Source organism: Dechloromonas aromatica RCB (assembly GCF_000012425.1).
In genome coordinates, this window is the sequence record NC_007298.1 from 684507 (window position 1) to 694987 (window position 10481).

General features: G+C 57.0%; 13 protein-coding genes. 4 read left to right on the forward strand and 9 right to left on the reverse strand.

Annotated elements, in window-relative coordinates; genetic code table 11:
• Positions 1-79 precede the first annotated feature (79 nt).
• Positions 80-1063, forward strand: coding sequence for a biotin synthase BioB (gene bioB, locus DARO_RS03195; RefSeq protein ID WP_011286384.1), 984 nt, complete (start codon positions 80-82; stop codon positions 1061-1063).
• A complete protein-coding gene (locus DARO_RS03200) occupies positions 1060-1953 on the forward strand; it encodes a methyltransferase domain-containing protein (RefSeq protein WP_011286385.1) in 894 nt (297 codons plus the stop codon). Before bioB ends, DARO_RS03200 begins: the two co-directional genes overlap by 4 nt.
• 38 nt (positions 1954-1991) lie before the next feature.
• Here the strand turns inward: DARO_RS03200 and msrQ are convergent, their stop codons facing one another.
• The 5 genes from msrQ to DARO_RS03225 all read right to left on the reverse strand — a co-directional run bounded on the left by msrQ (position 1992) and on the right by DARO_RS03225 (position 5745).
• Entirely contained in the window at positions 1992-2657 is a 666-nt protein-coding gene (gene msrQ, locus DARO_RS03205; RefSeq protein WP_011286386.1) for a protein-methionine-sulfoxide reductase heme-binding subunit MsrQ, read from the reverse strand.
• A gap of 1 nt (position 2658) precedes the next feature.
• The gene (gene msrP, locus DARO_RS03210) at positions 2659-3612 is read right to left on the reverse strand and encodes a protein-methionine-sulfoxide reductase catalytic subunit MsrP (RefSeq protein WP_011286387.1); all 954 of its coding nucleotides are present in this window, start codon (positions 3610-3612) and stop codon (positions 2659-2661) included.
• A gap of 104 nt (positions 3613-3716) precedes the next feature.
• Entirely contained in the window at positions 3717-4556 is an 840-nt protein-coding gene (locus DARO_RS03215) for an HDOD domain-containing protein (RefSeq protein WP_011286388.1), read from the reverse strand.
• A 1-nt stretch (position 4557) separates the two neighbouring features.
• Positions 4558-4989, reverse strand: coding sequence for a CBS domain-containing protein (locus DARO_RS03220; RefSeq protein ID WP_011286389.1), 432 nt, complete (start codon positions 4987-4989; stop codon positions 4558-4560).
• A 120-nt stretch (positions 4990-5109) separates the two neighbouring features.
• Positions 5110-5745, reverse strand: a complete 636-nt coding sequence (locus tag DARO_RS03225) for a cytochrome c4 (protein ID WP_011286390.1) — start codon at positions 5743-5745, stop codon at positions 5110-5112.
• A 108-nt stretch (positions 5746-5853) separates the two neighbouring features.
• On the opposite strand from DARO_RS03225, the gene yihA reads away from it, so the two are divergent.
• The gene (gene yihA, locus DARO_RS03230) at positions 5854-6516 is read left to right on the forward strand and encodes a ribosome biogenesis GTP-binding protein YihA/YsxC (RefSeq protein WP_011286391.1); all 663 of its coding nucleotides are present in this window, start codon (positions 5854-5856) and stop codon (positions 6514-6516) included.
• A 134-nt stretch (positions 6517-6650) separates the two neighbouring features.
• On the forward strand, positions 6651-7655 hold the full coding sequence (gene hemB / locus DARO_RS03235; protein WP_011286392.1) for a porphobilinogen synthase: 1005 nt from the start codon (positions 6651-6653) through the stop codon (positions 7653-7655).
• Positions 7656-7704: 49 nt separating this feature from the next.
• Here the strand turns inward: hemB and slmA are convergent, their stop codons facing one another.
• The 4 genes from slmA to DARO_RS03255 all read right to left on the reverse strand — a co-directional run bounded on the left by slmA (position 7705) and on the right by DARO_RS03255 (position 10444).
• Positions 7705-8313, reverse strand: coding sequence for a nucleoid occlusion factor SlmA (gene slmA, locus DARO_RS03240; RefSeq protein WP_011286393.1), 609 nt, complete (start codon positions 8311-8313; stop codon positions 7705-7707).
• Positions 8314-8351: 38 nt separating this feature from the next.
• The gene (locus DARO_RS03245) at positions 8352-8990 is read right to left on the reverse strand and encodes a pyrimidine 5'-nucleotidase (RefSeq protein ID WP_011286394.1); all 639 of its coding nucleotides are present in this window, start codon (positions 8988-8990) and stop codon (positions 8352-8354) included.
• A 64-nt stretch (positions 8991-9054) separates the two neighbouring features.
• Positions 9055-9942 carry an acetylglutamate kinase gene (argB, locus tag DARO_RS03250; protein WP_011286395.1) on the reverse strand — a complete coding sequence of 296 codons (888 nt, stop codon included), beginning with the start codon at positions 9940-9942 and terminating at the stop codon, positions 9055-9057.
• Positions 9943-10027: 85 nt separating this feature from the next.
• Complete coding sequence (locus tag DARO_RS03255; protein WP_011286396.1) at positions 10028-10444, reverse strand: Hsp20/alpha crystallin family protein; 417 nt, start codon at positions 10442-10444, stop codon at positions 10028-10030.
• Positions 10445-10481: the final 37 nt, after the last annotated feature.

Below are 10481 nucleotides of genomic sequence, written 5' to 3' on the forward strand. Positions count from 1 at the left end.
CCGGAGCGTCCGTGATAATTCATAATTACCGATGCGCTTCGCATCTGATTTTTATAGTATTTCTTACGCAAGGCCTCTCATGCAAGCTAGCTCCCTCGCCGCCGTTTCCTCTGCTTCCCCGTCCGCCCCTGCCCGTCGCTGGACGGTTGAGGAAGTGCTTGGTCTTTACGACATGCCTCTGATGGATTTGATCTGGCGTGCCCAAGGCGTGCACCGCGAAAATTTCGACCCGAATGCCATTCAACGCTCGACGCTGTTGTCCGTCAAGACCGGAGGTTGCTCCGAAGATTGCAGCTACTGCTCGCAATCGGCTCGCTACGATACCGATACCGAGCGCGAGCGCCTGATGCCGCTCGACCAGGTCGTTGCTGCGGCCAAGGCCGCCAAGGACAAGGGCGCCTCCCGTTTCTGCATGGGCGCTGCCTGGAAGGGGCCAAAGGACAATGACCTCGACCGCGTGCTCGACATGGTGCGCGAAGTGAAGGCGCTCGGCATGCAAACCTGTGTGACGCTGGGCATGCTGAAGGATGGCCAGGCTGAAAAGCTGAAGGACGCCGGTCTCGATTATTACAACCATAATCTCGATACCGACAAGGAATTCTACGGTCAGGTCATCAAGAGCCATACGCATGACGACCGTCTCGATACGCTGGATCAGGTGCGTGATGCCGGCATCAACGTCTGCTCGGGTGGCATTATCGGCATGGGCGAATCGCGCAAGAATCGCGCCGCACTGATCGTCCAACTGGCCAACCTGCCGAAACCGCCGGAATCCGTGCCGATCAACAATCTGGTGCCGATTCCCGGTACGCCGCTGGCTGACAATCCGCGTCTCGATCCTTTCGAGTTCGTGCGGACGATCGCTGCAGCCCGTATCGCCATGCCGACTTCCTGGGTTCGCCTGTCGGCCGGCCGTCAGGAAATGAGTGACGAGCTGCAGGCCATGTGTTTCCTGGCTGGTGCCAACTCGATGTTCTACGGCGACTTCCTGCTCACTACCGGCAATCCGGATATCGAGCGCGATGATGCGTTGTTCGCCCGCCTGGGTGTCAAGGCAATTTGAGCCTTGCGAATTTGAATTCGGGTTTCGTCGACCGGCAGCAAGTCGGTCGACGCTTCTCCCGCGTTGCTGCAACCTACGACGAAGGCGATTTTTTCGTCCGTGAAGTCGATCGCCGGATGCAGGAGCGTCTGGATTACGTCAATCTTCAGCCCAAGCGGATTCTCGATCTCGGTTGCAGCCGCGGCGGCAGTTTTCCCGGTCTGGCGGCACGCTATCCCAGTGCTGAACTGATCGGGCTGGATATTTCGCCGGCCATGCTCTCGGCTGGGCGAACGCCGCGGGCCGCTTGGCAGCGCTGGCTAGGTCTCGGCGGGAGTGGAGATCCATTGCGTCTGGCTGCCGATGCGGCCAATTTGCCTCTGCTCAGCCGATCCGCCGCCATGGTGTGGTCCAACCTGCTGCTGCACTGGCTGGATGATCCGATACCGGCGCTGGCCGAGGCGCATCGCGTCCTTGAGGTTGGTGGCCTGCTGATGTTCTCTACCCTTGGGCCGGATACGCTGAGGGAATTGCGGACTGCTTTTGCCGATGGCTATGCGCACACCCAGCGCTTCGCCGATATGCACGATCTTGGTGACATGTTGGTTGGCTGCGGCTTTGCCGATCCGGTCATGGACATGGAAGTCATCACGCTGACTTACGATGATCTCGATGCGATGTTTGCCGATTTGCGAGCAGCCGGCTCGGCGTGCGCCATGAAGGCGCGGCGTCATGGCCTGACTGGCCGGAAGGCATGGGAAGCCGCCCGAGCTGCCTACGAAGGTATGCGCCGGGAAGGCCGTTTGCCGGCAACCTTCGAGGTGATCTACGGGCACGCCTGGAAAGCGGCGCCCAAGCAAACGCCAGATGGCCGGGCGATCGTTCGCTTCGATTTGCCACGCAAGGGCTAAGCGAGTTGCTGTGCTGAGCTTTCCCGTGCTTGGCTAAATCAATCAGGTTTCTGCTTGAAAAATTTCAGCGGTTTGGCCGACTGGAACCGCGGTACCGGAATCGCCTTGCGTCGGCGCTCGCGAATTCGCCAGCCAAGCAGGACGGCCAGTACCACCGAATAGGCCAGCGGCCAAAGTAGCGCCGTTGCCTTGACCAGCCAGAAGTAATGAATTGTCGCGAGTATGCCGGTCAGGTAAATGCTGCGGTGCAGTTCTTGCCACTTCCTGCCGCCCAGCTTGCGAATCGCCCAGTTGCTCGATGTTGCGGCCAAGGGAATCAGCAGAATGAAAGCGGCGAAGCCAGCGCTGACGAAGGGCCGCTTGTAGATGTCCTTGGCAATATCCTCGAGTACGAAGGCATGATCAAAGCCGATGAACGAAAGGAAGTGCAGGCTGGCGTAGAAAAAGCAGAACAGGCCGAGCATACGCCGTAGCCTGAGCAGCCAGTGCCACTGGGTGATCGTGCGTAGCGGCGTGACGCACAGGGTGATCAGCAACAGATTGAAAGTCCAGCTGCCCGTCCACCGCTGCACGAATTCAACCGGATTGGGGCCAAAGTCATCGCTATAGGCTGCCCATAGCAGACGCCCAAAGGGAAGCAGGCAAGTGATGAAAACGGCGATCTTGATCAAGCCCAGTTGGCGGGCGTCGGGGTTAAAGCTCATGTCAGAAATTTTTCCTTAAATCCATGCCGGCATACAGGCCAGCCACTTGTTCGGCATAGCCGTTGAAAGGCAGGGTCTTGCGCTTGAGGAATTCGCCAAGGCGCCGTTCGTGGCTCTGGCTCCAGCGCTTGTGGGGTACATCCGGATTCACGTTGGAGTAAAAGCCATACTCGTCAGGGGAGGACTTGATCCATGTTGTTTCGGGTTGTTTCTCGACAAAACGAATCCGAACGATGGATTTTGCGCCCTTGAACCCATACTTCCATGGAATGACCAGCCGCAGCGGCGCCCCATTCTGTTTGGGCATGACTTCGCCGTACATGCCGACGGCGATGATGCTCAGTGGGTGACGCGCTTCGTCGAGTCGGAGAGCCTCACGATAGGGCCAGTCGAGAAGGGGGAGGCGAATGTAAGGCATCTGCTCTGGGTCGGCCAGGCTCCAGAATTCGACGAACTTGGCATTGCCAGTCACTTCGACGCGTTTGAGCAGTTCACTGAAGGGGAAACCAACCCACGGCACGACCGCGCTCCAGCCCTCGACACAGCGCATCCGGTAAATCCGCTCTTCGAGCGGTGCCCAGTTCAAAATATCCTCGATCGCAAAGGTTTTGGCGGCCTTGACCTCGCCATCGACGGTCACTGCCCAGGGGCGAGTGCGCAGGCGGTGGGCGTGTTTGGCGGGGCTTTCCTTGTCCGGGCCGAACTCGTAGAAATTCCCGTAGCTGGTCATCGACTTGAAGGGGGTGGGCTTGTCGTCATGCAACGAAAAGGGACTGTTGATCAGGCTTCCCAAAGACTGACCGGTCCGATCGCCAGCGTCAGCGCCGTAGCTCAGGCCGAATCCAGCGGTACCGGCGCCGAGCAGCAGCGTCCGAATGAAGTCTCGGCGGCTGGCATAAATTGCCGAATCTGTGATTTCAGAGGCAGGGAGGGCGGCGGGGCGACGAATCAGCATGGCGTTTCCTTTCTGTAGGAATGCCTAATAGTCGGCATTCGCCCGAAAACCTTACAGAAAATCCGGCAAGGGCTGAATGTCAGACTGCCAGAAAGTCCGCTGGTTCAGGCAGAAAGGGCGGCGCGTAGTTCGAGGATGTCTTCCTCGGCCTCTTGCAGCAGATCGGCATAGCGTGAGCGTTCAGCCGCAAGCGCCTCGGTTTGCTGGGCATCGAGGTTGGCCGTTTGCCAAGCCGGTTGGGTGTCAGCCAGTAATTTGGCGAAATGGAGCACGTCACTGATCGAGCAGGGCGTTTCGATGCTGCGCAACTGATTCTGATCGCGAACCGCATCGGTGATCGAGTCGGGTAGGCCAAGAATGTGCAGCAGGCTTTCGCCAATACCTTCATGCCATCCGGCGAGGAGTTCGAGCATTGCTGCTTCGTTATCACGATATTCCGGATACTCAGCGGCACGATACATCAAGTAAAAAACGCCAATGTTATGGACCAGTCCGGCCAGCATGGCTTCATCAGGATGAATGCGGCCCAGATGACGAGCCAGTACCCGGGCGATTGCGGCGACCTGCACTGAATTTTCCCAAGTCTGTTGCGAAATTCGGTCGTAAGCGGACAGGTTCTTGGATTTCAACATCTGGTCCATCGCGACCGCCAGGGATGTCGTTCGGACAATATCGAAACCCAATCGGGTAATTGCGGCTCCCAGGTCTGAAATGCGCTCCCCTCTAGGGTTGTGGCTAACCGAGTTGGCGAGTCTTAGCAGTTTGCTGGCAATCAGGGGCTCGACACCAATTGCCTGAATGACTTGCTCCAGGTCGGCGTCAGGGTTCCTCAAGGTGTTGCGAACAAGAATCGCTGCATCCATGCATGTGGGGAAATTGACATCGCCCGAGAGATCTCGGGCGATGTCTTCAAGAATGCGAAAATGAACGCTGCTGCCTGACATTTCAACCTGCAATGTAATGTTCCAATTGGGCGATAAGGAATTTCTGATCGCTGATGGTTTCCTTGACCAAGTCGCCGATTGAAATCATGCCGACAATGCCGCCCTGTTCGTCAAGGACAGGGAGGTGGCGAAAGCGTTTTTCGGTCATCAGTGCCATACATTCATCCAGTGTCGAACCTGGCGTCACGTAAGCAACCCGGTCGCTCATGATTTCGCGGACCAAGGTTTCCTTGGATGTCTTGCCTTGGAGAATGATTTTTCTGGCGTAGTCACGTTCTGAAAATATGCCAACCAGTTGCTCGCCATCCAGTACCAGCAGCGCGCCAACCTCGTGCTGCGCCATGACGGTCAGCGCGTGATAGACGGTATCGCTGGGTGCTACGACGGCCAGCGGGCGATTCCTGCCCGCTAGAAGCTGCTTGAGCGTCTTCATGTCTTGTCTCCTGCTCCGTTGGGAATGGGTATGTCCAGTCTAGCCCCCCCGGGGTGCAGTGCCAAGCACAGAAAAACAAAAAAGGCAGCCGAAGCTGCCTTTTCTCTGCGGGAGCGCGGTTCAGCGCAGGCCAGCGGCGTATTCGGCGACAGCTTTGATTTCGACGTCAGACAATTTGGCGGCAATCATGCGCATCATCTTTTCCGGATCGTTGGCGCGCTCTTCAGTGCGGAAGGTCTTCAGCTGAGCTTCGGTATATTCCGGGAACTGGCCTGACAGGCGCGGGTACAGGGCAGGTAGGCCGGCGCCAGCCGGTCCGTGACAACCGGCACAGGCCGGAACGCCCTTCTTGAAATCACCTTGGCGCCAAATCTTCTGGCCCAATGCAATCTGCTTTTCATCCTTGGCGGCAGCCGGCTTTTGCTTCTGGCTGGCAAACCAGGCGGCAACGTTCTTCATGTCTTCGTCGGACAGCGGAGCGGCCATGCCTGCCATGATCGGGTTGTTACGAGCAGCCGGCTTGCCGTCGGCAGCCTTGAAGTTCTTCAGCTGCTTGTAAATATATTGTTCGCCTTGGCCGGCCAGATTCGGATTAGCGGAAACTGGGCTGTTGCCATCGGCGCCATGGCAGGCGACACAGATGGATTCGGCGATGACTTTGCCCTTGGCGGGGTCTGCCTTGGCATGGGCTTCTTCAGAAGCGTGGGTGATGAAACTGGTGGCAAGAAGAATTGCCATTGCCGCTGTACGGATCATTTTCGAACTCCTAATGCGCGTTTATGGGCGCTTTGGCCGGAACGGAGGTTACAAACCTGTTATTCTATATTAGTTCCCCTTTTCCTAGGCGGGTCATCCGAGTTTTTTATGCCTCTGTTCCAGAAGGCGGTCTTTTTGACGACCGTCGCCAATCTTCGTGACTTGCCGCAGGACTCTGTCCGCGAAGTCGCCTTTGCCGGTCGCTCCAATGCCGGAAAATCTTCAGCGATCAATACCTTGGCTGGTCGGGTTCGGCTGGCTTTCGTCAGCAAAACGCCTGGTCGAACGCAACACCTCAACTATTTCACACTGGACGAAGGCAAGTATTTTGTCGACTTGCCCGGCTATGGCTACGCCAAGGCGCCAGAGGCTATCCGTTCCCAGTGGGAAGGCCTGATCGGGCCTTATCTGAGCAAGCGCGATCAGCTGGCTGGCTTGGTCGTCATCATGGACATTCGCCGACCGATGACGGATCTTGATCTGCGCTTGATCGACTGGTTCCGTCCAACTGGGCGCCCCATCCATATCCTTCTTTCCAAATCCGACAAGTTGAGCCGTCAGGATCAGACGAAGGCGCTACGTTCAGTCAAAGCGGAAGTGGCGACTTGGGGTGATGCAGATCTTTACTCGGTTCAGCTCTTTTCCAGTCTGAAAAAGGCTGGTGTCGAAGAGGCTGAGCGTGTGCTCGCCAGCTGGCTCGATATCGAGATCAAGCAGAAAGAAAACAAAGGGCCCCCGGATAAGGGGAGTCCGGGGGCCAAAATGCCCTAACGTTGTCAAGGCACCCGCTCAGGGAGGTGAAGCGGGAGACAGCGCGTGCCATCTGGGAACTCTGACGCGGGTCAAGGCGATAAGTTCCGGGTTGTTGGAAAATTTTTCAGTGTCGAGTTGATAGAGGTTGAAACATGGCTGTAGTTAGCGGTGGTTTTTCCGGAACCAGGATGCGCCGGATGCGGCGCGACGATTTTTCCCGCCGTTTGATGCGGGAGTCTGTGCTTACGGTTGATGACTTTATTTACCCTGTTTTCGTTCTGGAAGGCGAAGGGCGTATCGAAAAGGTTTCTTCGATGCCCGGCGTCGAGCGCCAGTCTCTGGACGTCTTGCTGAAGACGGCAGAGCGCGCGGTGAAGCTGGGTATTCCCGCCTTGGCTTTGTTCCCGGTGGTTGATGCCTCGCTGAAATCATTGGGCGCCGAGGAGGCTTTCAATGCGCACGGTCTGGTGCCGCGCGTTATCAAGGCACTGAAGCGTGAATTTCCGGACCTTGGTGTGATCACCGATGTGGCGCTTGATCCCTATACCAGCCATGGTCAGGATGGGCTGATCGACGAAACGGGTTACGTTCTGAATGACGAGACGCTCAATGTGCTCGCCAAGCAGGCGCTTTGCCATGCCGAAGCCGGGGCTGATGTCGTGGCGCCTTCGGACATGATGGATGGTCGGATTGGCCGTATCCGGGCTGAGCTGGAAGCGGCTGGCCTGATCTACACGCGCATCCTGGCGTATTCAGCCAAGTATGCCTCCAGCTTCTACGGCCCCTTCCGTGACGCGGTCGGCTCAGCCGGTAATCTGGGCAAGGGGAACAAATACACTTACCAGATGGATCCGGCGAATACCGATGAGGCGCTGCGTGAAGTAGCGCTGGACCTGGAGGAAGGCGCTGATATGGTCATGGTCAAGCCGGGCATGCCGTATCTGGACATCGTCCGCCGTATCAAGGATGAGTTCAAGGTGCCGACCTATGCTTATCAGGTCAGTGGTGAGTATGCGATGCTGAAGGCCGCAGCGCAGAACGGCTGGCTGGATGAGAAGGCTTGCGTGCTGGAGAGTCTGCTGGCTTTCAAGCGGGCCGGAGCCGATGGTATCCTGACTTACTTCGCACTTGATGCGGCCGAATACCTGAAGCGCTGAGTGGCGTTGCGGTACGCATAAAGGGCGGCCTTGGCCGCCCTTTATCTTTTCAGGCGCCCGGCGCGCCGGATTGCGACAGGCAGGCGAAGTAAAGCATGGGCCATTGCTGCGGCCATTGGGTCAGCGGTTCGCGGCTGAAGCCACTGCGCGCATATTGCTCCCAGCGACCGACGACATAGCAGCGCAGCAGATTGGCCAAGGCGCCGAAGTCGGTATCTGGCTTGAGGTTTTCCTGGGTTGCGGCGATCCGCAAGGCTTGCTTCAGGGCGGCTTCGACCTTGTCGAGCAGGGCGTTGATGCGTATTTGCAGACGTTCGTTTTCATTGACCAGGGCATCGCCGATCAGCACGCGAGTCATGCCGCGGTTTTTCTGGGCGAAGCGCAGCAAGAGGCCGATGATCAATTCGATTTGCTTGAAGCCTTCAGTTTCCTCGGTGGTGATCTGGTTGATCACGCTGAACAGGCTTTGTTCGATGAATTCGATCAATCCCTCGAACATCTGTGCCTTGCTGGCGAAGTGGCGGTAAAGGGCTGCTTCTGAGCATTCCAGTTTGCCGGCCAGGGCGGCGGTGGTGATTTTCTCCCCCTTCGGAGTTTCCAGCATTTCCGCCAGCGTCTGCAGGATTTGCAGGCGGCGTTCGCCCGGTTTTTTCGCCATGAATATCCCCTCTGTGATTATTGGTTTTTGCCCGAAAATTATAATCGGCTACAGCGTTTTGATAACTGTAGGGCAGAGCTAATTTTGACGTCTACAAAGGGCGATTGACGTAAGCCAGTGCTTACCCACACGGTTTTCATGCCGAGTTTCTTGGCGCTGACCAGATTGGCCAGGCTGTCTTCGACCATGATGCAGTTGCGCGGATTGAGGTGTTCCGCCTTTAGTAATGCACGGAATCCGGCCAGCATTGGCTTCGGCTGAAAATGGAGGTTCTCTACCGAATATATGGCGTCAAAGCAGGGTTTTAGTCCAGTGATGGCGAGAATCGCTTCCGTATAATGCCTCGGTGCATTCGAAAATATGATCTTCCGACCAGGGAGGCGATTCAGCATATGAATCAGTGGCTTCTCGAATACGACCATCTGCTTCAGATTGGTGAACTGATGGGTTTCCCGGAGAAAGTGATTCGGGTCGGTGTCGTGGTGCCGCATCAGTCCGAGCAGGGTGGCGCCGTAGCGATCCCAGTAATCTTGCCGGATACGCGTCGCCTCGTGCTCGTCTACGCCCAGATGCCGCTCGATGTATTCGCGCATCGAACGGTTGATATGCGGGAAGATATGCGGCGTTGCGTTGTGCAGCGTATTGTCGAGGTCGAATAGCCAGACAGGTTTCTTCATCGCGATACTCTAAGTGCAATTGAAAAAGCCCGCAGTTGCGGGCTTTTCATTCCTGGTGCCGATGTCAGTGCGATTTGATCATTGTGCCGACGCCATGGTCGGTCAGAATTTCCAGGAGTAGCGCATGCTCGACACGGCCATCAATGATGTGAACCCCTTTGACGCCGTTGCGGGCGGCATCAAGCGCGGAGCCGATTTTGGGCAGCATGCCGCCGGACAGTGTGCCATCATCGACCATTTCGTCGATCTGCTTGGGCGTGATGCCGGTAATCAGATCGCCATTCTTGTCGAGTACGCCCGGCGTGTTGGTCAGCAGGACCAGCTTCTCGGCCTTGAGGACTTCGGCGATCTTGCCAGCGACGACGTCGGCGTTGATATTGTAGGTCTCGCCATCCTTGCCGACCCCGATCGGGGCGATCACGGGGATGAAGGCCCCCTTGTCGAGGTGGTCGATCAGTGTCGGATCAATGGAGACGATCTCGCCGACCTGGCCCACGTCGATCAGGTCACCCGGGTTGTCCTTGTCCTCCAGCATCAACTTCTTGGCGCGGATGAAATTGCCATCCTTGCCGGTCAGGCCGACGGCCTTGCCACCGTGCTGGTTGATCAGATTGACGATGTCCTTGTTGACCTGCCCGCCCAAGACCATTTCGACAACTTCCATGGTCTCGGCATCGGTGACGCGCATGCCTTGGATGAATTCCCCCTTCTTGCCGACACGGGCAAGCAGGCTTTCGATCTGGGGGCCGCCGCCATGAACGACAACAATGTTGAAGCCGACCAGTTCAAGCAGCACGACATCGCGGGCAAAACAGCTTTTCAGATGCTCGTCGGTCATCGCGTTGCCGCCGTATTTGACAACGATGGTCTTGCCGTGGAAACGCTTGATGTAGGGGAGGGCTTCGGCCAGAACGGCGGCCTTGGTGCCGGGGGAAAGGTCTTCAATGCTCATGGCGGGCTCCAAGTAGAATCGCCGCGGATTGTACAAAGAAAAAGGCCGGAACGGGGTCCGGCCTTGATGCTTGGAATCGCTTGGCTTACTCGATATTCAGTTTTTTGTTCGGACTGGCGGTACGTTTCGGCAGTGTCAGTTCAAGGACCCCGTCGTTGAATTTGGCAGTTGCCTTAGTGTCGTCGAGATCCTGCTCAAGCAGGAAGGAGCGTGATACCTTGCCGAAATAGCGTTCGGAGCGAAGGACGCGATCCCCTTCCTTGACTTCCTTTTCCTGCTTGGTTTCGGCGCTGATGGATACCTGGTTGCCATCGACGACAACGTGAATATCCTCCTTTTTGACACCCGGCAGTTCGGCGTGTACCAAATAGCTGTCGCCTTCCTCCTTCACATCCATCTTGATCGATGGCGACTGAGCTTGCGCGCTATTGAAATCAACAGGGCGAACGAAAAAGCCGCGGAAAAGATCGTCGAATGGATCGAGTCGAGTGATGTTTGCCATGCTTGCCTCCTTGGTTGATCAAACTTTCCTGATACCA

What these genes read in the sequence shown, in the direction of transcription:
- DARO_RS03225 (WP_011286390.1), bottom strand. Translation starts at nt 5,745, where the DNA reads ATGATCCGTACAGCGGCAATGGCAATTCTTCTTGCCACCAGTTTCATC.
- yihA (WP_011286391.1), top strand. Translation starts at nt 5,854, where the DNA reads ATGCCTCTGTTCCAGAAGGCGGTCTTTTTGACGACCGTCGCCAATCTT.
- DARO_RS03220 (WP_011286389.1), bottom strand. Translation starts at nt 4,989, where the DNA reads ATGAAGACGCTCAAGCAGCTTCTAGCGGGCAGGAATCGCCCGCTGGCC.
- hemB (WP_011286392.1), top strand. Translation starts at nt 6,651, where the DNA reads ATGGCTGTAGTTAGCGGTGGTTTTTCCGGAACCAGGATGCGCCGGATG.
- DARO_RS03215 (WP_011286388.1), bottom strand. Translation starts at nt 4,556, where the DNA reads ATGTCAGGCAGCAGCGTTCATTTTCGCATTCTTGAAGACATCGCCCGA.
- msrP (WP_011286387.1), bottom strand. Translation starts at nt 3,612, where the DNA reads ATGCTGATTCGTCGCCCCGCCGCCCTCCCTGCCTCTGAAATCACAGAT.
- msrQ (WP_011286386.1), bottom strand. Translation starts at nt 2,657, where the DNA reads ATGAGCTTTAACCCCGACGCCCGCCAACTGGGCTTGATCAAGATCGCC.
- bioB (WP_011286384.1), top strand. Translation starts at nt 80, where the DNA reads ATGCAAGCTAGCTCCCTCGCCGCCGTTTCCTCTGCTTCCCCGTCCGCC.
- DARO_RS03245 (WP_011286394.1), bottom strand. Translation starts at nt 8,990, where the DNA reads ATGAAGAAACCTGTCTGGCTATTCGACCTCGACAATACGCTGCACAAC.
- slmA (WP_011286393.1), bottom strand. Translation starts at nt 8,313, where the DNA reads ATGGCGAAAAAACCGGGCGAACGCCGCCTGCAAATCCTGCAGACGCTG.
- DARO_RS03255 (WP_011286396.1), bottom strand. Translation starts at nt 10,444, where the DNA reads ATGGCAAACATCACTCGACTCGATCCATTCGACGATCTTTTCCGCGGC.
- argB (WP_011286395.1), bottom strand. Translation starts at nt 9,942, where the DNA reads ATGAGCATTGAAGACCTTTCCCCCGGCACCAAGGCCGCCGTTCTGGCC.